Here is a 19,818-nt window from a genome sequence, read left to right as displayed (position 1 = left end):
CGCCCGATCACCCCGTTGTCTGATACCCCCGGGGGGTATACCGTCGGATCAGGCCGGAAGCGGCCGGAAGGAGTCATGATGGCGCAGCACCACCTGCACGATGACGAGCACGAGAGTGCTCACCGCACCGTCGAAGCACGCGACGTCGACGCGGGAAGGACAGGTCATCACGTGAGTACGGCCCCTGACGGGCACGCCGGGCACCAGATGCGCGGAGCGCCTGATCCTCACGCAGGCCACAACATGACGGCGGGCGCTGCCGGCCACGGCGGCCACGGCGGCCACGGCGGCCACGGCGATCATGTCGGCCAGTTCCGGCGGTTGTTCTGGATCATGCTGGTGTTCGCGGTGCCGGTGGTCGTGTTCAGCGGCATGTTCTCGATGATCCTGGGCTACTCCCTCCCCGACGTTGCGGGGGTCGGCTGGATCTCGCCGGTGCTCGGGACGGTGATGTACGTCTGGGGCGGCCGGCCCTTCCTGCAGGGGGCGGTGTCGGAGCTGCGCTCGAGGACGCCGGGGATGATGCTGCTGATCGCTCTGGCGATCACGGTCGCGTTCCTCGCGTCGTGGGGTGCGAGCGCGGGGCTGCTGGATCACGAGCTGGACTTCTGGTGGGAGCTGGCGCTGCTGATCGTGATCATGCTGCTCGGGCACTGGATCGAGATGCGCTCTCTCGCGCAGACGTCCTCGGCGCTGGACTCTCTCGCGGCGCTGCTGCCGGATGAGGCGGAGCGGGTGCGCGAGGGTGAGGTGGAGAAGGTGTCTCCCGCGGACCTGGTGCAGGGGGATGTCGTGGTCGTGCGTCCCGGCGGCCGGGTGCCGGCGGACGGCCGGGTGCTGGAGGGCACCGCGGACGTGGATGAGTCGATGATCACCGGGGAGTCCCGCCCGGTCAGTCGCGGCCCGGGATCGATGGTCGTGGCCGGCACGGTCGCCACGGACACGGCGTTGCGGGTGGAGGTGACGGCCGTCGGCGACGACACCGCTCTCGCCGGCATCCAGCGCCTGGTCACGGAGGCGCAGAACTCGTCCTCCCGGGCGCAGCGCATCGCTGATGTTGCCGCCGGGTGGTTGTTCTGGTTCGCGTTGGGCGCGGGAGTGATCACCGCGATCGTGTGGTCGCTGCTGGGCAGTCCCGACGAGGCGGTGATCCGCACCATCACGGTTCTGGTCATCGCGTGCCCGCACGCGCTGGGACTCGCGATCCCGCTGGTGGTGTCCATCGCGACCGAGCGGGCCGCGAAGGGCGGCGTCCTCGTCAAGGACCGTCTCGCGTTGGAGAGCATGCGCACGGTGACCACGGTCCTGTTCGACAAGACGGGCACCCTGACCAAGGGCGAGCCGACGCTCGCCGCCGTGCACACTGTCGACGGGGTGAACGAGGAGCAGCTGCTCGCGGTCGCTGCGGCGGTCGAGGCGGACAGTGAGCACCCTCTCGCTCGGGCGATCGTGGCAGCCGCGAACAGCCGCGGCGTGCGGGTGCCGGCAGCGACCGGTTTCCAGGCGTCGACCGCTGTCGGCGTCACGGCGCAGGTCGAGGGGCGTGCGGTGAGCGTGGGCGGTCCGTCGATGCTGCGCGCGCACGACGCTGCCGCGCTCGAGCAGACGCGCGCGTGGGAGGCGGAGGGGATGATCATCCTCCACGTCCTCGCCGGCGGTCGGGTCATCGGGGCTCTCGGGCTCGCGGATGAGGTGCGGGAGGAGTCCCGGCAGGCTGTCGACGCGCTGCACGCGATCGGCGTGCAGGTGGTCATGATCACCGGCGACGCGGAAGCGGTCGCCCGCACCGTGGGCGAGGAGCTCGGCATCGACCGGGTGTTCGCCGGCGTGAAGCCGGAGGACAAGGCCGCGAAGGTCATCGAGTTGCAGCGCGAGGGCCGACGGGTCGCGATGGTCGGTGACGGCGTCAACGACGCTCCCGCTCTCGCGCAGGCCGACGTGGGAATCGCGATCGGCGCAGGCACCGATGTCGCGATCGCATCCGCCGGGGTGATCCTGGCCTCCGATGACCCCCGGTCGGTGCTGTCCGTGATCGAGCTGTCCCGGGCCAGCTACCGGAAGATGAAGCAGAACCTGTGGTGGGCGGCCGGCTACAACCTCCTCTCCGTCCCCCTGGCCGCGGGAGTGCTCGCGCCGATCGGGTTCGTGCTGCCGATGTCGGTCGGGGCTCTGCTGATGTCCGCGTCCACGGTCGTCGTCGCCGTGAACGCGCAGCTGCTGCGCCGCCTGGAGCTGTCCCCGCAGGCCAGCACCCGCGCCGCGCGCGAACGCGACACCAGCCCAGTCCGTCACGAGGAGGGCCGCAGTACCGTCCAGGTGCGCCCGTAGTCGCCGGAGGCGACCACTCCGCGCTCGTCGGCGGCAAGGACCCACTGTTCTTCGCCGTCGACGAGCGCGAACGCCTCCGGCTGCCCCTCGAGGGTTCCGTGGCTCTGCCAGGAGCCCTCGAGAGTTCCCGTCCACAACGTCCCGTCGACGTCGACACCGACCAGCTGCCCGCCGGCACTGCCGTCCACGAGGAACAGGGCGGGCGCGCCGGAGACGGGCCGGAACGTGACCGCGGCGTCCTCGCTGACCTGTAAGCCCGTCTCGGTCGTCGCGAACACCCGGTCGGGACGCTCGGGGTCCACGGTCAGATCGCGCAGCGGCAGTTGCGCAGACGGGGTCCATGCGGCGCCGGAGTCGTCGCTGCGGAGGATGACGCCGCGGCTCGCGTCGTACCCGTACACGCGGGTCGCCGCATCGGTGAGAGCGACGGTCGCGAGGTCGTGGAAATCCGTCTCCCCACTCAGGGACACCGGCTCCCAGGTCGCGGCCGCATCGATGCTGCGGATCAGACCCAGGTTGGGTCCTGGCGCGGACCTGTCGGCGGGGTCGGGATGCCCGGAGGCGTAGAACACTCCCTCCGGGGTGATCGTGAACCCCATCGTGTCCTGCGCCCGGCCGGCGACCGGCCCTCCGCCCGCTTCGTCGTCGGTCGGGGTGGGGCTGGCCGGGTAGGTGTCCGGGAGGGTGTCGGTGGGGATCACCCACACTCCCGAGTGCGCAGCCGCGTAGGTGAGCCCGGTCACCGGATCCCAGCCCAGCCCGTGCACGTGCTCCAACCCTGCCGGCGCGGCCACGAGCGCGCCCGTCTCCACGCGGCCTGACGAAACGCAGCCGGTGAGCAGCGCCACCGTCACGGCGGCGCCGACGATGACGGCGAGACGCCGCGTGCGGCGCGAGCGGTGCCCGCAATGCTCAGCCAAGGCCGACACCCAGATCGCTCATGAAGCCTTCCGGGTCCACGGGGCTCCCGTCCACGCGCGTTTCAAAGTGCAGGTGACAGCCGGAGGAGGCGCCGGTGGAGCCCACGAGAGCGATCAGGTCGCCGGCGGCGACCGTGTCACCCACGTCCACGAGCAGGTCGCTGTTGTGCGCGTAGCCCGTCTCGATGCCGTCGCTGCTCGCCAGCAGGATCCAGTTGCCGTAGCTGCCGGCGTAGTCGGCTTCCTCGACGGTCCCACCGGTTGCGGCGACCACGGGTGTTCCGCAGGGGGCGGCGAGGTCGGTGCCCTTGTGGAACGGGCTCACTCCCGAGACCGGAGCATTCGGGCGCGGACCGAAGGTGCTCGAGATGCGGCCCGCGACCGGCACCCGCCAGGCGGCACCCGCGATGCCGCTGTCCTCGAGGGACGCGGCGGAGTCTTCTGATGCGTCGTCCACGAGGGCCGTGGCGACGGCGGCGGTCACCAGCACCTCGGGTTTGGCTTCCGCGCCGAACGCGTCACGGGTGACGGTGAGCTGCACGGCGCCGGCGGCGACGAACGTCTGCGGCTGCACCTCGCTGACGGCCAGGGTCGCGGTCGTGGTCGGGGTGCCTTCCACGGCGAACGCGGGCATGGAGGAGGTCACCGCGATCATCGTGACGAGAGTCATCGCGGACATCCCGGCCAGGCGCGGCCGCATCGTGGCCGTGCCCGGCGGGGTCGGTCGCGGGCGGGCCGCGGCGCGGGCGGCCTGCTGCAACGCGTGAGCGTCTGCGCGCGAGGGCGCCGTGTACGTCACCCGGCGTCCGAGCGTGAGCGCAGCCTGCCGCGGGGAGGCATCGCGGGTGCGGGTTCGGGTGCGGTGCACGTCGCGGCGGCGCGGGTCGCTCGTCGGCGTCGACGCGGCGCTCACCGGGCGACTCCCGAGCGAAGCGGACGGGGGTGAAGAGGAAGGCGGTGCATAGGGGGACGTTTCTGGTTCGAGCGCCCTCAGAGGGCGCGAAGAAGTAGAGGGTGGGGATCGCCAGGTACGGCGACCCCCACCGGGGCGCGGCGGTAGCGCGCACGGGCGCGACGCAGCAGCGCTCCGCCTGCCCAGGAGGGGGAAGGGGCGTCAGAAAGACGGGTCAGCGGGACGCGAGGAGATCCTGCATGGTTGCGATCTCCTCGGTCTGGGTCTGCACGATCGTGTTCGCCATGTCGATGGCGTCCGCGTTCTGGCCCTCGTCGACCTCGGTCTGCGCCATCTCCACGGCGCCCTCGTGGTGCATCATCATCTGCTCGAGGAACAGCGTCTCCGCCTCGGCGCCGGTCGCGCTCTCCAGCGAGGACATGTCCTCGTCGGACATCATCCCGTCCATGCTGTGATCCATGCCCGACATCGAGTCCTCAGCGCCCCACGCGCTGATCCACTCCTCGAGCTGCGCGATCTCCGGACCCTGCGCTTCCTTGATCTGGGTCGCGAGGTCGGTGACGTCGGTGCTGATGCCGTCCTTCGCGAGGATCATGTCGGCCATCTCCACCGCCTGCTCGTGGTGGGGCTTCATCATCTGCGCGAACATCACGTCCTGATCGTTGAAGTCCGCCTCCGCCGCAGCAGTCGAAGACGGCGACGCGGACGCGGACGAGGAGGAGCTGCTGTGGTCCATCCCCTCCATGCCGCCCGTGCCGGAGCTGTCCGAGCAGGCGGCCAGAGTAATTGCGGTCGCCAGAGCGAGAGTCGAGGCGAGAAGAGTGCGCTTGGTGTTCATGAGTGTCGTATCCGTTCAGTCGGTAGCAGGAATCGCCGGAACCGCGCCCTGCGGGCGGGGTGATGAGGTCGCAGCGGACGCTGCGACGACAGGCGAATCAGGTGCGACTGATCGACAACACCGTCAACGACGGCAGATACACATGGAACTTCGCGCGCGGAACGAGCAGCAGAAGACGCGGACCCGCGTCGAGCACGCGCGCGAACAGCGCCGGCACCCGGGCCAGGAGGATCAGGGACGCGAGGAAGAAGACGATGACGCACGTCGCCGCCATCAGAGCGCACCCCATCGCGCAACTGTCATCACACGGCACCATCGGCACGACCGCGCCCTGATCGGCGCCAGCCACGAGAGCCATCCCGCCTGTCGACGCAGCTACCGGGTCGGCGTGAGCATCGGTCTGCGCATGCGTGTGTCCTGCGGACACAGACGCGTCGGAATGGCTGCCCATCATCGAGTGCATCGCGAACACGCCCAGCAGCAGAGCCGCCAACGTCAGCACCACGACCACCGCGCGCATCAGCGGCGCGGACAGCTTAGAAACGACGCTGTCGCTCATGATCCACACCTCCGACACTGCTCGTCACTCGTCCGAGGGCATCAGAAGGGACGCCCATGCATACCCCCCTAGAGTATGCAGAAAGCAGCCGGAGCGGCTGAAAACCCCCTCCGTACCCGTCCGCCCCGCGCAGCAGCGGACGAGCTGCACCAGCACCCGGGGGATGAGGACACCGTGACCGAGCAGACGAGCGAGCAGACCGACATCACCGGCGCCCACGGCTACATCTCCGACAAGGACCAGTACCTCCGCCGCCTTCGCCGCATCGAGGGGCAGGCTCGCGGCCTGCAGAACATGGTTGAAGACGAGCAGTACTGCATCAAGATCCTCACCCAGATCTCCGCGATGACCAGCGCCCTCGAGTCCGTCGCGCTCGGTCTCCTGAACGACCACCTGAACCACTGCGTCCTCGAGGCCGCCGCAGCCGGCGGCGACGAAGCGAAGATCAAGCTGCAAGAAGCCTCCGACGCCATCGCGCGGCTCGTCCGCTCCTGACGTTCAAGTGCGCAACCCGCCCTGAATGACGCCGGCGGTCCTCGACGCAGCGGGATACCGGCGCCCTGGCTAAGCGTTCCCGCTTGTCCTTCGACGGCTTCACGGCAGTTCGATCCGCTGCGATCCGTGGGATGAGGCGAACGAACACGACCGCAGTAGCGCCGCAGCCTGGCGCAGGCGTGCCGAGGTGAGCGATGACATCGGCTATCGGGGCAGCAGTTCGGTTCGTAGGGTCGGACTTATGGAACCGTCTCGACAGCTACCCGCCATCGGCGCCCCGGCCTCCCGCGCGCTCGAGGAAGCGGGCGTGCACGATGCGGACGACCTGCGGCGGGTGGGCCTGGACCACCTCGCGACCCTCCATGGGGTAGGACCTAAGGCTCTCCGACTTCTCCAGCAGACCCTCGACGCCGACGCGCGCAAGCGGTGACAGCCGATCGATCGGGTGCTCTCCATGCACCCCGAGCATGTGTGTTCCTGCGACATGCTCGCGCCTTTGAGCTGTCCGGAGCGGCCCGTCCGGGCTGTTCTGCCGCCAGTGGTGGCGGGGGTCGCTGACATGATGACGGAGTGCTGATCGCGTACCTGGACGAGTCCTACACACAGGACTTCTACTTCATCGGCGCTGCCGTGACGACACAGGAGAAGTGGGAGCAGCTCGAGCACGGCTACGCCGCTCTCCGGGAGCAGATCGCCGCGGATCACGGGGTGCCGGCGGATGTCGAGTTTCACGGGCACGAGCTGATGGGCGGCGCCGGCGAGTGGGCTCCTCTGCGCGGGAAGCATCGTGAGGCGGCGGGCATCTACGCGGCCGCGCTGCGCATCGCGCAGGAGGCAGAAGTCCGCTACCTGTTCCGGGGCGTGGACGTGAAGCGCCTGAACGCCCGGTACCGGTACCCGGAGCAGCCGCACAAGATCGTGCTGCAGCACATGCTCGAGCGGGTGAACGAGTACCGCCGTGACGTCTTCTCCTTCGATACCGAGGAGGTGATCGTCGTCGCCGACGAGATCGCGACGCAGGAGGAGCACCGGCGGCAGTTCGAGAGCTACCGGTCACTGGGCACGCCGGGCTACCTGACGAGCCGCCTTAACCTGATTTCCTCCCCGATCCAGTTCGCGTCCTCGAGGAACGCCGCCGGGGTGCAGGCGGCCGACCTCGCGATCTACCTGCACCGGCGTCGGCAGACGGTGACGGAGACGCACCCGAAGTCCGCGGCGACGATGACGCGCCTGGGCGCTCTGATCGACGCGTCGACGTCGCACGACCGGATCTGGACGCCTTAAAAACGAAGACCCCGCTAGGCGGGGTCTTCGGCTGGCAACGTTCCGGGAACCGGCCCGTTGTGACGATCACGATACACGCGGATCCTGGACGAGTCACGGCGTCACGGGCGCCGCCGCTCGATGAGGATCGTGTCGCGCCAGCGGCCAGCCTCCGGCCCGTACGTCATCTGCGCGATGCGCTCCCGGATGCCCACACGCCGGAATCCAGCGCGGTCGTGGAGGGCGAGACTGGCGGTGTTCTCGGGGAAGATGCTCGACTGGATCGTCCACAGGTCCGCGTCGTCCGCCGCGGCGATGAGCGCGGCCAGCAGCCTCGATCCGACGCCGCGGCCACGTGCAGCGGCGGCGATGTAGACGGAGTGCTCGACCACGCCCCGGTAGACGGGGCGGGCCGAGACCTTCGACAACGCGGCCCAGCCGAGGATCTGTTCTCCGTCGACGGCGACCAGGCGCCCGACGTCGAGCTTCCCCGCGTCGAACGCCTCCCGCGTGGGCGGTTCGGCCTCGAAGGTGGCGTGCCCGGTCGCGATCCCCTCGCGGTAGATCGTCTCGACCGCCGCCCAGTCTCCGGGGGTCATCGGCCGGATCGCGGTCATGAGCAGCAGCTCCCTCCGGCGGATCCGATGTCGGTGGAGCAGACGCCGGTTTCGGGGAGCACGAGCTGGACGCGCCGGGCGGCGGCGTGATCGCCGGCGAGTTCGTCCGCGATGGAGCGGACCTGCTCGTAGCCGGTGGCGAGCAGGAAGGTCGGCGCACGGCCGTACGACTTCATCCCGGCGATGAAGAAGTTCGGCTCGGGGTGGGCGAGTTCCGCGACGCCGTGGGGGTCGACGGTGCCGCAGGAGTGCAGGTTCGGGTCGATGAGCGAGGCGAGGGCGCGGGGTGCTTCCACGATCTCGTCCAGGGAGACGCGGATCTCGCGCAGCATGTCGAGGTCGGGCCGGAACCCGGTGGCCTGCACCACGACATCGACTTCCACGCTCTCGCGCTCCTTCCGGCGGCGCCCCATCACCGTGACGCCGCCGGAGGGGGTCTTCTCGAGGCGGTCGATTTCGAAGCGGTCCAGGAGGGTGATCGCGCCGTCGCGGACGAGCTGGTGGACGGTGCCGCCGAGCTTGCCGCGCTCCTCGAGCTCGTCGTCGCCGGAGCCGAAGACGCGCACCGGGCTCGTGCCGCGGATCGCCCACGTGATCCTCGTCTCCGGTTCCTCGCGGGCGAGTCGAGCGAGCTTGATCAGGGTGTTCGCGGCGGAGTGGCCGGCGCCGACGACGAGGACGCTTTTCCCGGCGAACCGGGCACGGTCCGCACCGAGCACGTCCGGCAGTGCGTGGCTGAGGTGCTCCGCGACATCAAGGACACCGATTGGGTCAAGGCCCGCGGAGGCGAGCGCGTTGGGCGTGGAGTAGGTGCCGGAGGTGTCGATGACCGCGCGCGCGGTGACGTCGACGGCGCCCTCCGGAGTGTCCAGGCGCAGCAGGAACGGGGTCGCAGCGCGGCCGGTGGAGCGGGTGCGATCCATGCCCTCACGAGAGACGGCGGTGACACGGGAGCGGTAGCGGATGACCGGGGCGAGCTCCGGGGTCGCGGCGAGAGGAGCGAGGTAGTCGCGGACGAACTCGTGCCCGGTGGGCAGCTTCTTCGCTGCGGGGGCCTCCCAGCCGGCGGCGTCGAGCAGGCGCCCGGCGGCCGCGTCGACCAGGAACTCCCACGGGGAGAACAAGCGAGTGTGACCCCACTGCTGCACAGCGGCACCTGCGCTCTCACCCGCCTCGTAGACGATGACGTCGAGGCCGCGCTCGAGCAGCTGCGCGGCGGCGGCGAGACCCACGGGGCCGGCGCCGATGACGGCGACGGGCAGGCCGGTGAGGCGGCGCTCGTCGGTGCGGGGCGGGACGGTCAGCAGCAGGGTCATCAGGTGCACTCCTCAACATCGACGGTCATCGATGGATCGAGTCTGCCCCGGCATATCGATGGCTGTCAATGTGTGGGAGGGTGGAGGCATGGCGACGACCGAGCTGACTCTCACCGCGGCGGCGGCCGCGTGCTGCGCGCCGCTCGCGCGCGAGCCGCTGAGCGCCGAGGGCGCGGAGCTGCTGGCGCGAGCGTTGAAGGCGATGGCGGATCCGGCGAGGCTCCGCCTGGTGTCGATCGTGGCGTCGAGCAGCTCGGGCGAGGTGTGCGTGTGCGACTTCACGGAGCCGGTCGGGCTGAGTCAGCCGACCGTGTCGCACCACTTGAAGATCCTCGTGGACGCCGGGATCCTGGCCCGCGAGAAGCGCGGCACGTGGGCGTACTTCTCCCTCGTCCCCGGCGCGCTCGACTCCCTCGCCGGGATGCTCACCCGCGTCTGATCAGGCGGCCGTGACCCTCGCCGCGAGAGCGTCGACGCGCGCGGCGAGCTCGTCGTAGGCCGCATCGAACGCGGCATCCGTGCCGGCAGGTACCGGGTCGGGGATCGACCAGTGCAGCGCGTCCGAGCCGAGTTCCTCGTGCGCGGCGTCGCAGACGGTGATCACGAGGTCTGTGTCGGCGACGACGTCCGCGAGCTGCTGCGGGGCTCCTTCGGGTAGCGGGAGGCCGTGGCGTTCGGCGGTCGCAATCGCTCCGGCGGCCACCGCGGCGGCCGGGTGGGTGCCGGCGGAGGCGACGGGGATGGGGCTGCGCTGCGCCCAGAGCTGCGCGGCGAGCTTGGAGCGGGCGGAGTTCGCGGTGCACACGAACAGCACTCGCCGCGCTGCGGCGGTGGTCGAGGGCCCGAGCTGGTCGAACGCCCCGGGGATCAGATGGACGTAGCTGCGGCGCCGGTCCGCCTCCGAGCGGCGACGGAGGATCATGCCTTCGCGCTCGAGGACGGCGAGGTGGTGCGCGACGAGGTTCGAGGGCATCCCAAGACGGTCCTGCAGCTCCCGCGGCGCGAGGTCTCCGAGGGTGAGCAGGTCGGTGATCCGCAGGCGCGCGGGGTCGCTGAGGGCGGCGTGCCGGGCGGCGCGCGCTTCGAGTTCGGTTCGCTCGGTGTTCATTGACTCAATCTTGACTGAGTGATCGTGAGCGGTCAAGATGGCCGACGACATGGACACCACTTCCCCTCCTCCGCTCGCTCGTCGGGCCGTGGCCGAGTTCCTCGGCACCGGTCTGCTCGTGGCGATCGTCGTCGGCTCCGGCATCGCCGCTCAGACGCTCTCCCCGGACGACGTCGGTCTGCAACTGCTGGAGAACTCCCTCGCGACCGCGCTGGGGCTGGCGGTGCTGATCCTCACTCTCGGCCCGGTGTCGGGGGCGCACTTCAATCCGCTCGTCTCCGCCGTGGACGCGGTCCTCGGTCGTCGCGACCGCACCGGCCTGCTGGGGCGGGAGCTGGCGGTGTTCGTGGGCGCGCAGCTGCTCGGAGGCATCGGCGGCGCGGTCCTCGCGAATGCGATGTTCGAAATCCCGTCCTCGATCGCGACGACGGAGCGGGTCACTGCCGGGCACCTGCTCGGGGAGGTCGTCGCCACCGCGGGCCTGGTCCTCGTGATCCTCTCCCTCGCCCGTACGCACCGAGGCCCGCTCGCGGCGGCCGCGGTCGGCGCGTACATCGGTGCCGCGTACTGGTTCACGTCCTCGACCTCGTTCGCGAATCCCGCCGTGACTCTCGGCCGCGTCTTCACCGACACCTTCGCCGGCATCGCCCCCGCCTCCGTCCTGCCGTTCGTCGCTGCGCAGCTCGTCGGCGCCGCGATCGGCGTCGGCATCGCCGTGTTCCTCTTCCCGGGCGCCGCCCGGGCCGCCGGGGACCTTGTGGTCCCGGCCACCTCGACCTCTTCACACGTCTGATTCGAAAGGCCCATCTGATGCATCTCGTCGCTATCGGCGGCAGCGACGCGGGGATCTCCGCCGCGCTGCGCGCCCGCGAGCTCGACCCGTCCGTCGACGTGACCGTCGTCGTCGCCGACTCGTACCCGAACTTCTCCATCTGCGGGATCCCGTACTACTTCTCCCGCGAGGTGCAGCCATGGCAGTCGCTTGCGCACCGCAGCCACGCCGATCTCGAAGCCACCGGCATGACCCTGCGCCTGGACACCTTCGCGACGGACATCGACGTCGCCGGGCAGCAGCTCACCGTCCGCACCCCCGACTGCTCGCTCGACCGGATCGGGTACGACGAGCTGATCGTCGGCACCGGCGCCCTCGCCTCCTCCGCCGGCATCGCGGGAGTGGACGCACTGGGGCCGGAGGACGGAGTGCACGTGCTGCACTCGATGGGCGACACCTTCGCGCTCGAGCGGTTCCTCGACAGTCGAGACCCGCAGACCGCGATCATCGTCGGCGCCGGCTACGTCGGCCTCGAGATGGCCGAAGCCCTCACCGTCCGCGGCCTCCGAGTCACCCAGCTCCAGCGCGGCCCGGAAGTGCTCTCCACCCTCGACCCCGAACTCGGCGCCCTCGTCCACACCGAACTGACCGAGCGCGGCGTCGAGGTTCTCACCCGCACCACCGTCGCCTCGATCGAGAAGACCGCCACCGGCCTCGCCGTGCACGCCGACCACGACGGCACACCTCTCACCCGCACCGCTGACGTCGTCCTCCTCGTCGTCGGCGTGAAGCCGAACACCGACCTGCTCGCCCGCGCCGGAGCGTCTCTCGGCGCCGGCCGCGCGGTCGTCGTCGACGAGGCGATGCGCACGGGCCTGCCGCACGTGTTCGCGGCAGGCGACGGAGTGACCACGCACCACCGTCTGCTCGGCAGCACCTACCTGCCGCTGGGCACCACCGCGCACAAGCAGGGTCGGGTCGCGGGCGAGAACGCCCTCGGCGGCGAAGCCCGGTTCGCCGGCTCCTTCGGCACGCAGGTCGTGAAGGTCTTCGACCTCGTCGCCTCCCGCACCGGTCTCCGCGAACACGAGGCCCTCGCCGCGGGCTTCGCGCCGGCGACGACGACCGCGGTGGCGGACGATCACAAGCGCTACTACCCGGGCGCGCAGCCGATCACGATCCGCATCACCGGCGACACCGGCGACGGGCGCCTGCTCGGCGCGCAGCTCGTCGGACGCCTCGGCACCGAGACCGCCAAGCGCGTCGACACCTACGCGACCGCCCTGTTCGCCGGGCTCACCGTCGAGCAGGTCTCCGACCTCGACCTCTCCTACACACCCCCGCTCGGCTCCCCCTGGGACGCCGTGCAGATCGCCACCCAGACCTGGACCCGCACGAACACCGGAAGCAGCCTCCCCGCATGACCGAGAAGCACACCGTCCTCTTCCTCTGCCAGCACAACGCCGGCCGCTCCCAACTCGGCGCCGGCCTGCTCGAAATCCTCGCCGGAGACCGTCACACCGCCACCTCCGCCGGGCTCTCGCCCGCCGACACGGTGAACCCCGCGATCGCCGCGACCGTCGCGGAGCTCGGCCTCGACATCAGCGACCGCACCCCCCGCGCCGTCACGGTCGAGGACCTCGAGAACGCGGACATCGTCGTCGCCATGAAGCCCGGCCTCACGCTCCCCGCGACCCCGTCCGGTCGGTTCCTGGAGTGGAAGTTCCCCGACCCGACTGACTGGAGCGCTGAGAACGTCCGCCCCCTCCGAGAGGCGGTCGCCGCCCGGATCCAAGCCGAGCTCCTTACCTAGGCGCGTCAGGCGGCCGCGAGGGCGATGGCGGGTCCGCTCCTTGATGGCGACTCTGGACCGTGCTGCGGAAGTGGGGTGACGGGGTCGTTCGGCCGGGTCGGGGTGGGGTTGTAGGTGGTCTGGTCGCGGAAGATCGCCCAGATGACGTTGATGCGGCGCCGAGCGAGAGCGATCAGCGCCTGCTTGTGCGACTTCCCCTCGTGGCGTTTCCGTTCGTAGAACGAGCGCGAGACCGGGCAGTTTCTCGACGCGATGAACGCTGCCTGGAAGCAGGCGTTCAACAGCCGCCGGTCGTAGCGCCGTGGCCGGTGGTGATTGCCGGAGATCTTCCCGGAATCGCGCGGCACCGGGGCGAGACCGGCGAAGCTGGCCAGCCTGTCAGGCGTCTCAAACGCGGCGAGGTCGGTACCGGTCGCGGCGAGGAAATCCGCGGCGAGCCTGCGCCCGAACCCCGGGATGGACACCAGCAGATCCGCGGACCTGCTGTCCTGCAAAGCGGCGTCGATCTCCGCGTCGAGCTCTGCGACCTCGTCGCGGATGCGGAGCAGATCACGCGCGGACCGGTTGACCAGCCGCGCTGCTGCCCCCTCCCCCACGACGACTGACGTCTGCTCGCGAGCAGCGTCGATCGCTGCCTTCGCCACGGCCGCGGACTTCCAGCAACCCTGCCCCTTCAACCACGACGCCAGCCGCGCCTCCCCCATCCGTCGGATCGCTCCGGGGGTCGCGTACCGGGTGAGCAGCACCAACGGTCCCCTGGTCGTCGCGTAGTTGAACGCCCCCTCAAGCGACGGGAAGTAGTGGACCAGGATGGCGCGCAGCCGGTTCACGGCCCGGGTGCGGTCGTGCACCAGATCCTCCCGTCGGGCGGAGAGCAGGCGCAGCTCCGCGGTGACCTCGTCGGCCTGGCGCATCAGCGTCATGTCTCGCCGGATCCGGGCCTGGTCGGCGATGATCACCGCGTCCTTAGCGTCGGTCTTCGCCTCGCCCCGGTAGGCACCCGAGGCGTGGTGCACGACTCGGCCCGAGATGTAGAACAGTGGCTGCGCGTGCGAGTTCAGGAGCGTCTGCAGCAGCCCCGTCCCGCCGTGGTTGAGGTCCGTCGCCCAGGCGACGTCGGTGCCGCCCGGCAGGGAGGCGACGTCGCCCATCAGGGTCAGGATCGCCGTTTCTCGGTTCTTGAACCGTTGCGAGAGCAGCTTGGTTCCGTTCGTGTCGATGACGACGCAGTGGTGTTCGGTCTTGCCGGCGTCGATACCGGCCCAGAGTTGTGGCATGCAGGGTCCTTCCGTTGAGGGGTGCGGTGCGCCGTGAACGACCGTGCCGGCATGTCCTTACGGGGCGATCTGGTCGCGTTTCTCAATGAGCGGTCCTGCCGTTGCGGGGTCCCGGGCGGCTAATCACGGCGTGCCATCAGGCGGCTGAAGGCGGTCAGCCATACCCGGGACCCCTGGCGCGTTCCGGAGCCTACAACTGCCCCGAATCCACGGAAATAACGGTAAGGAAGGCGGTTTTCCGCCTTCGCGACTGGAGGGCGTAGTGCAACCCGGAGGGCGGCGGAGTAGAGAGTTTCGGCGCGAGATAAGGGAGCGCAGCGACCGCGTGCCGAAAGTCTCGGAGGAGCCGGTGGCGCAGCCACTTGCGCGGAGAGCTCCGGTCGCAACGAGGGAGCGCAGCGAACGAGCCGCCGGAGGCTTCACGGCAAAGAAACGTGAGCCCACCGGGCGAGCCGGAGCGGCCGGCGCAGGCGGACGGGCCTCTGGGCGGCGTTCCGTCGCCGCTGCGCGAGCACAGCTCGCGGCCCGGAACGGGATACTTGGGAAGGGTGAGAGCCGCCCCTTCACGGGCGGCCCGAAGGCCGGCCCTCGCCCGATCAGCTCGGCGAGGACGTCTCCGTGGCGGCCTCGCGGGCTACATCGAGTTCGGCGGCGGTGTGGTGCCCCTGCACGTCGGAGTTGTTCACCTTGTAGGGGCGAGTGCCGTCGTTCCAGTCGAGCGCGACGGTCACGCTCTTGGGGTTCACGCGGGTGACGACGTGCCAGCCGAACCGGTGCTTGATCATGTCGCCCTTGGCGCTTGTCTCGCGGCTGTGGATCGTGACCTGTCCCGCGGCGGTCTGCGCCTCGCGGACGACCAGCCAGTACGACTTCGAGCCCGACGCTCTGCGCACACTCGCCCCACGAATCGAGCACGGGATGCAAGCCGCGAGCGGGGTCGGTCGGGCTGCTGGCGGTCGTCGGATCACGTCAACCAGTAAGCGCGCTGCGCGTCCCTCCGGGATGCCCCGCTGGGGCACTCCTGACGACCACCCGCCTCCGGCATCGCACCGCTTATCGGATGGATGGCCTCGATGCGTGTTCAAGCGAAACGACTCAGGTTGAAAGCCGTGTTGCCGACGCGTGCGACCCTGTCGAGATGCACGCCCCTCGGAGACATTTCCTGGCGATAGGCACGGCGTTCATCCGGCTCCTACGCCTAGGATTCGCCCGAGGGACGGTGAGTCATGGCGAGTTGGAAGAAGCTCCACGGCACGACTTTCACCGGCCTGGCTACAGCTCTCAGCGCTCGGCTTGAAAGCGAAGGCCATGCGCCCGGTCAGCTCGCCGGGACTCAGCCTCGCGGTCGGAGCGGCGGGCGTGGCCTACTGGCTCGCCAGCCCTTCAACTTTTGACCAGCTCCCCTCCCGTTTAAAGAGAATGCGAGTCTGACAATCTTCCCTTCGGGAATCCGCAGCAAGTCTGGTAAAAACTGCCGTCGGGCGCGTAGCGCCGAACCCTCTACGACGCAACGATCGCTCGAGGTCGACAGCATCGTCGGCTGAATCGCTACTGAGCGACAGTCTCAAATAGCGGTCCGTAGGTGAGCGATGGAGCCTCACCCAATCGCTCGGCCAGAGGTGTCAGGCGCTCTTGCAAGGGGTTACCCGCCAGCACGTGATCCCAGGCCGTCAGCGCTCGCAGGAGTAGCGCCGAGGCCACGCGCAACCACGTGTCCGCCTGCGGATGGCGGGCCTGATCGAACCAGCCGAAACCGGAAGGGCTGCCTGGATCTGCAGCCGTGTAGAGGTCCACGATTTTCGCGCCGGCGTGACTCACCCCGGATGCCATCCGGAACAGCACGTACAGGCGATCCGTGCCCGTGACGGACCTCGCCCTCTGCTGGAAGTCGTTGTCGGTCGTGTACTCACCGAAGCGGTTGAGCAGCTCTTTCGCGCGAGCCAGCTCCGCCCCGACCAGGTCCGGTTTCAGGTCGGGATTGGCCTGGCGAATGTTGTTGAGCAGCTTGCGCCTCGCCTCCGCACCTTCCCGCGTGAACCCCTTCCAGCCGTCCGGTGCCTTCAGGAGCCAAGCTGCGGTCGTCGCATCCTCCATCAGCGTGCGTATGACGGGAACAGCCGCGAGCGGCTGCTTCGCTTCATACAGCGTTGCGATCGCCCGGCCGCAGTCGACGGCGTGCGCGACGAGCGCTCGAACGGCGATGACGGTCTGCGTGTTCACAGGGGTGGAGTACTTCGTCACGGGATTGGCAGCGTGGTCGTCCCAGAGGACGCAGAGGCGACGCAGCGTATCGGTCGACTTCGTCTCCTCGAGCCACTGCTGGCGCCTCGTGTCAGCGCGCCGCTCCTTGGCGTCGCTTCGACGCCGTTGGTCTCGGGCGCGGCTCACTTCACGCGTCCCGAGGCATCATCAGCGTCGCATCAGCGATCCGAGCGTCCGCCACTGCGGCACGCTGCACCGCGCGGTACACGGTCCACCGCGCCACACAATACTGCTGCGCGAGCTTCGCGATCGAGTGGTTGCAGGACCGGTACTCCGCCACGAGGTGACCTTCGATTCTCGGGCTCAACTTGGGCTTCTTCCGTCGGAGCCGACCCTTCTCCTTCGCAACCTTCATCCCCTCCCGGGTTCGAGCGCGGATCAAGTCGCCCTCGAACTCAGCGATCATCGCCAAGACGTTGAATAGCAGCCGACCGATCGGATCTATCGGGTCATTCACCGTGCCGCCGATTCTCAGCCGCGCTCCCTTGCGTGTCAGCTCATCAGCTATGTCGCGGGCATCACTAATCGATCGGGCCAGGCGGTCGAACTTCGTGACAAGGAGGGTCGATCCGTCATGGCAGGCGGCCAGGGCCGCGGCCAGCGCAGTGCACGCGCGATTGGAGCCCGTGGGGCCCGAGTCGACGTAGAGGCGATCAGCCGGGACGCCGGCGGCCGCGAGCGCGTCGCGCTGCACCTGCGCGTCTTGCTTGTCAGTAGAAACGCGGGCATAGCCAACGAGGTCGGTCATTCTAACATTGTCCCAGTGAGCATCCCCCAACCGGACAATTCACCAGGCGAGTCTAACGGAAAGAAAAGAGAGGCTTCTCGGCGCGGAGGCGTGCAGGCGTGCAGGCGTCCGCAGCGTCCGGTGAACTATCTCTTTGCGGGACCGGCAGGCAGCAGGCTCGACGGGACATCCTCACGCTCCCAGCGAACAGAGAGGGTGTCCCTGCTACGGGCTGGCAGAATGAACACAACAACAGGTCGGACCCGCGGATTCGCAGGTGCCGGCCCAGCAACGGAGACACCCACACTGACGCCGCGCAAGCGATCGTCAATCGGACTAGCCGCGCAAGCGGTGGATCTCACGTTCTGCGAAAGACCTTCCTCACCGAAGATCGTCGAGTCACATGCTCCGCGTCCCGCGACGTCGAGCCGAAACCGCTCAGACGATGCATCCCGGCGCGGAAGTAGCAACGCCCCTAGTAGTCAATCGATCTAGGCGCGACTGCGCGGGCTGTCGCGCCGGCATCGAGACTCTTGTGAGCGACTTCCTCGCCGCGACCGGCACGGTCGTAACCTTCTCCGCCCTTCTGAGCGGACTCGCGACCTTCGGGCCGTGGGTCGTCGGAATCGTCTGCGCTCTTTTCCTGCTGGTCATGCTGGGGTCGCGGACAATCGACCTAGTGGCGCGGGCGATCGATACCGTCGTTGTGCCGCTCGTAGCCCTGTTCGGGAACAAGACCAGGAGCGGTAATGCCCGGGCTGTACTCGAATCGCGCTCCGGCGCCGTTGAGCCTAGGAGGAAGGGACCCTCGTGAGCGGGCGTCTCTAGCTGAGGAGCTGCACGAGGACGTCGGCGGCGACGTCCTCGCCCTCGATAGGGGGGAATCCGCTGACGGTCCCGGTCGCGTCGACGCCGAGCGAGGAGTCCGGGAACCGGGCGACGAGGGAGGCGCCACGATCCGTGACGTGGGTGCCCAGATCACGTCGAGCCGCCGTCGCGCCAGAGCCGATCGCCTGCTCGTGCGACTTCCCCTCGCCGCGTGTCCGGTCGTCGAGAACTCGTGACTCGGTCGTCTGCTGCACGCTGACCATCGCTGCGAGGCAGCAGGCGCGCGGTCCCGAGTACCGCCCGGTGACGATCGGGGACGGCTGCTGGATCGGAGCCGGCGCGATCGCGCTTCCCGGGATCACGGTGGCCGCGGGCTGCGTCAGCGCCGCGGGCGCCGTCGTCCCGTCCGACTCGGAACCGCACGGCCTCTCCGATGGGGCGCCGCGCCTGCGCGATCTCGACGAGTAGCCGGTCGCGGCGTACGGCCGGCTCAGCCGTCCCCTCCGCCCGGGATGTCCCGGACGACGCTTCAGCGCGGGTCCAGCCGGGTCGCCGCACCACCGCCCGAGGAGCGGCTGTGGAACCACGGTGCGTGGGAGTCGGCGTGATTCCCGCCGAGCACGGCGTCGCTCAGGTGCGCCCGCGTCTTCTCGCGCCGGCGCTTCATCGCCGAGGCCCAGGACCGGGTCGCGGAGCAGACCGCCTGACGACGGCGCTCCCTGGCCGCTCGTGCGCACGTCGCCGTGCGCGCGAGCGGCCCCGCGGCGGGATCAGAACAGGCCGCGCGGGGGCTCGATCGAGGCGAGGACGCCGGGGGCGGCGATCACGCTGAGGCGGCCGACCTCCTCCGGGGTCAGCTCGGGCAGGCGCTGCGCGAGGTCGAGGAAGCGCTCGATCTCGGACTCCTCGAGCACGTCGGCGGCGAGCGTGCGGAACTTCGCCACGTACTGCTCGCGGCTGAACGGGTGCGCGCCCAGCGGGTGCGCGTCCGCCACCGCGATCTCGTCGACGATCGTCGTGCCGTCCGTCATCAGGATCTCGACGCGCGCGCCGAACGCCTTCTCGCCCGGATCCGTGGAGTGGTAGCGGCGCGTCCACTCCGCGTCCTCCTGCGTGGTGACCCGGTGCCAGAGCGCGATCGTGTCGGCGCGGGCGGCCCGCTCGGGCGCGTAGCTGTGCACGTGGTGCCAGGCGCCGTCCTGCAGCGCCACCGTGAAGATGTACGGAACGGAGTGGTCCAGCGTCTCGCGGGACGCGGCGGGGTCGTACTTCTGCGGGTCGTTCGCGCCCGAGCCGATCACGAAGTGGGTGTGGTGCGAGGTGTGCAGGACGATCCGCTCGACGCGCTCGGGATCGGCGGCCTCGGGGTGCGTGCGGTGCAGGCGGCGGGCGAGGTCGATCAGCGCCTGGGCCTGGTACTCGGCCGAGTGCTCCTTCGTGTACGTGTCGAGGATCGCGCGCTTGGCCTCGCCGCGGTCGGGCAGCGGGACGTCGTAGCTCGCCTCGGCGCCGTCCAGCATCCACGCGATGACGCCGTCCTCGCCCTCGTAGATCGGCGACGGGCTGGTCTCGCCGCGCATCGCCCGGTCGACCGCCTCGATCGCCATCTTCCCCGCGAAGGCCGGCGCGTACGCCTTCCAGCTCGAGATCTCGCCCTTGCGCGACTGCCGCGTGGCGGTCGTCGTGTGCAGAGCCTGCGCGACGGCCTGCTCGATCGTCGCGACGTCGAGGCCGAGCAGCGTACCGATCCCGGCGGCCGCCGAGGGGCCGAGGTGCGCGACG

Annotated in this window: 23 protein-coding genes; 9 read left to right on the top strand and 14 right to left on the bottom strand. The window is 69.7% G+C overall.

Features of this window, described 5'->3' with window-relative positions; translation table 11 throughout:
* The first annotated feature begins 243 nt into the window (after window positions 1-243).
* Window positions 244-2,328 (top strand): heavy metal translocating P-type ATPase, encoded by a 2,085-nt coding sequence (locus C5C24_RS11340; protein WP_374953959.1) that lies wholly within the window; start codon window positions 244-246, stop codon window positions 2,326-2,328.
* On the opposite strand, the gene C5C24_RS11335 is transcribed toward C5C24_RS11340, so the two are convergent.
* From C5C24_RS11335 to C5C24_RS11320, 4 genes are all read right to left on the bottom strand, one after another.
* Window positions 2,289-3,248 (bottom strand): F510_1955 family glycosylhydrolase, encoded by a 960-nt coding sequence (locus tag C5C24_RS11335; protein ID WP_146078441.1) that lies wholly within the window; start codon window positions 3,246-3,248, stop codon window positions 2,289-2,291. The genes C5C24_RS11340 and C5C24_RS11335 overlap by 40 nt on opposite strands.
* Window positions 3,241-3,927, bottom strand: coding sequence for a M23 family metallopeptidase (locus C5C24_RS11330; protein ID WP_181135527.1), 687 nt, complete (start codon window positions 3,925-3,927; stop codon window positions 3,241-3,243). The genes C5C24_RS11335 and C5C24_RS11330 overlap by 8 nt, the downstream gene beginning before the upstream one ends.
* A gap of 448 nt (window positions 3,928-4,375) precedes the next feature.
* On the bottom strand, window positions 4,376-4,999 hold the full coding sequence (locus C5C24_RS11325) for a DUF305 domain-containing protein (RefSeq protein ID WP_055794475.1): 624 nt from the start codon (window positions 4,997-4,999) through the stop codon (window positions 4,376-4,378).
* Between the two features lie 97 nt (window positions 5,000-5,096).
* Window positions 5,097-5,558, bottom strand: coding sequence for a hypothetical protein (locus C5C24_RS11320; protein WP_146078443.1), 462 nt, complete (start codon window positions 5,556-5,558; stop codon window positions 5,097-5,099).
* A 174-nt stretch (window positions 5,559-5,732) separates the two neighbouring features.
* Between C5C24_RS11320 and C5C24_RS11315 the strand changes: the two genes are divergently transcribed.
* Both C5C24_RS11315 and C5C24_RS11305 read left to right on the top strand, forming a co-directional pair.
* Window positions 5,733-6,053 (top strand): metal-sensitive transcriptional regulator, encoded by a 321-nt coding sequence (locus tag C5C24_RS11315; protein ID WP_055794478.1) that lies wholly within the window; start codon window positions 5,733-5,735, stop codon window positions 6,051-6,053.
* A gap of 570 nt (window positions 6,054-6,623) precedes the next feature.
* Entirely contained in the window at window positions 6,624-7,337 is a 714-nt protein-coding gene (locus C5C24_RS11305; protein ID WP_181135526.1) for a DUF3800 domain-containing protein, read from the top strand.
* A 101-nt stretch (window positions 7,338-7,438) separates the two neighbouring features.
* Here the strand turns inward: C5C24_RS11305 and C5C24_RS11300 are convergent, their stop codons facing one another.
* The gene (locus C5C24_RS11300) at window positions 7,439-7,933 is read right to left on the bottom strand and encodes a GNAT family N-acetyltransferase (RefSeq protein WP_055794483.1); all 495 of its coding nucleotides are present in this window, start codon (window positions 7,931-7,933) and stop codon (window positions 7,439-7,441) included.
* Window positions 7,930-9,249 carry an FAD-dependent oxidoreductase gene (locus C5C24_RS11295; RefSeq protein WP_055794485.1) on the bottom strand — a complete coding sequence of 440 codons (1,320 nt, stop codon included), beginning with the start codon at window positions 9,247-9,249 and terminating at the stop codon, window positions 7,930-7,932. The genes C5C24_RS11300 and C5C24_RS11295 overlap by 4 nt, the downstream gene beginning before the upstream one ends.
* Window positions 9,250-9,337: 88 nt before the next feature.
* Here C5C24_RS11295 and C5C24_RS11290 point away from each other — a divergent pair, with 88 nt between their 5' ends.
* A complete protein-coding gene (locus tag C5C24_RS11290) occupies window positions 9,338-9,688 on the top strand; it encodes a helix-turn-helix transcriptional regulator (protein WP_055794488.1) in 351 nt (116 codons plus the stop codon).
* On the opposite strand, the gene C5C24_RS11285 is transcribed toward C5C24_RS11290, so the two are convergent.
* Entirely contained in the window at window positions 9,689-10,357 is a 669-nt protein-coding gene (locus C5C24_RS11285) for a helix-turn-helix domain-containing protein (protein WP_104282065.1), read from the bottom strand.
* Window positions 10,358-10,406: 49 nt separating this feature from the next.
* On the opposite strand from C5C24_RS11285, the gene C5C24_RS11280 reads away from it, so the two are divergent.
* Genes C5C24_RS11280 through C5C24_RS11270 form a run of 3 tightly spaced genes read left to right on the top strand, consistent with a single transcriptional unit; the run spans window position 10,407 to window position 12,942 of the window.
* Entirely contained in the window at window positions 10,407-11,150 is a 744-nt protein-coding gene (locus C5C24_RS11280; RefSeq protein WP_181028834.1) for an MIP/aquaporin family protein, read from the top strand.
* A 17-nt stretch (window positions 11,151-11,167) separates the two neighbouring features.
* Window positions 11,168-12,553 carry an FAD-dependent oxidoreductase gene (locus C5C24_RS11275; RefSeq protein WP_104304985.1) on the top strand — a complete coding sequence of 462 codons (1,386 nt, stop codon included), beginning with the start codon at window positions 11,168-11,170 and terminating at the stop codon, window positions 12,551-12,553.
* Window positions 12,550-12,942, top strand: a complete 393-nt coding sequence (locus tag C5C24_RS11270) for a low molecular weight phosphatase family protein (protein ID WP_104282067.1) — start codon at window positions 12,550-12,552, stop codon at window positions 12,940-12,942. The genes C5C24_RS11275 and C5C24_RS11270 overlap by 4 nt, the downstream gene beginning before the upstream one ends.
* Before the next feature lie 5 nt (window positions 12,943-12,947).
* Here C5C24_RS11270 and C5C24_RS11265 read toward each other — a convergent pair whose 3' ends face one another.
* The 4 genes from C5C24_RS11265 to C5C24_RS11250 all read right to left on the bottom strand — a co-directional run bounded on the left by C5C24_RS11265 (window position 12,948) and on the right by C5C24_RS11250 (window position 17,229).
* Complete coding sequence (locus C5C24_RS11265; RefSeq protein ID WP_258065187.1) at window positions 12,948-14,219, bottom strand: IS110 family transposase; 1,272 nt, start codon at window positions 14,217-14,219, stop codon at window positions 12,948-12,950.
* Between the two features lie 596 nt (window positions 14,220-14,815).
* Complete coding sequence (locus C5C24_RS11260; protein ID WP_104277816.1) at window positions 14,816-15,112, bottom strand: hypothetical protein; 297 nt, start codon at window positions 15,110-15,112, stop codon at window positions 14,816-14,818.
* A gap of 655 nt (window positions 15,113-15,767) precedes the next feature.
* Window positions 15,768-16,439, bottom strand: a complete 672-nt coding sequence (locus tag C5C24_RS11255) for a DUF5677 domain-containing protein (RefSeq protein WP_181135525.1) — start codon at window positions 16,437-16,439, stop codon at window positions 15,768-15,770.
* 169 nt (window positions 16,440-16,608) lie between these two features.
* Window positions 16,609-17,229 (bottom strand): recombinase family protein, encoded by a 621-nt coding sequence (locus C5C24_RS11250; protein WP_104277818.1) that lies wholly within the window; start codon window positions 17,227-17,229, stop codon window positions 16,609-16,611.
* A gap of 514 nt (window positions 17,230-17,743) precedes the next feature.
* Here C5C24_RS11250 and C5C24_RS11245 point away from each other — a divergent pair.
* Window positions 17,744-18,022 (top strand): hypothetical protein, encoded by a 279-nt coding sequence (locus C5C24_RS11245; protein WP_104256101.1) that lies wholly within the window; start codon window positions 17,744-17,746, stop codon window positions 18,020-18,022.
* 10 nt (window positions 18,023-18,032) lie between these two features.
* On the opposite strand, the gene C5C24_RS18255 is transcribed toward C5C24_RS11245, so the two are convergent.
* Complete coding sequence (locus C5C24_RS18255; protein ID WP_219812872.1) at window positions 18,033-18,290, bottom strand: hypothetical protein; 258 nt, start codon at window positions 18,288-18,290, stop codon at window positions 18,033-18,035.
* Between the two features lie 49 nt (window positions 18,291-18,339).
* Between C5C24_RS18255 and C5C24_RS18440 the strand changes: the two genes are divergently transcribed.
* Complete coding sequence (locus C5C24_RS18440; protein WP_258061468.1) at window positions 18,340-18,504, top strand: hypothetical protein; 165 nt, start codon at window positions 18,340-18,342, stop codon at window positions 18,502-18,504.
* Between the two features lie 61 nt (window positions 18,505-18,565).
* Here C5C24_RS18440 and C5C24_RS17965 read toward each other — a convergent pair whose 3' ends face one another.
* Together C5C24_RS17965 and C5C24_RS11235 are read right to left on the bottom strand one after the other, a co-directional pair.
* Complete coding sequence (locus C5C24_RS17965; RefSeq protein WP_181028835.1) at window positions 18,566-18,703, bottom strand: hypothetical protein; 138 nt, start codon at window positions 18,701-18,703, stop codon at window positions 18,566-18,568.
* Window positions 18,704-18,806: 103 nt separating this feature from the next.
* On the bottom strand, window positions 18,807-19,818 hold a 1,012-nt coding region (locus C5C24_RS11235), incomplete at its 5' end, for an MmgE/PrpD family protein (protein WP_146082593.1).

The organism is Rathayibacter sp. AY2B3, from assembly GCF_002931755.1.
Lineage (GTDB): Bacteria > Actinomycetota > Actinomycetes > Actinomycetales > Microbacteriaceae > Rathayibacter.
This window is presented reverse-complemented; position numbering and strand designations above follow the sequence as displayed.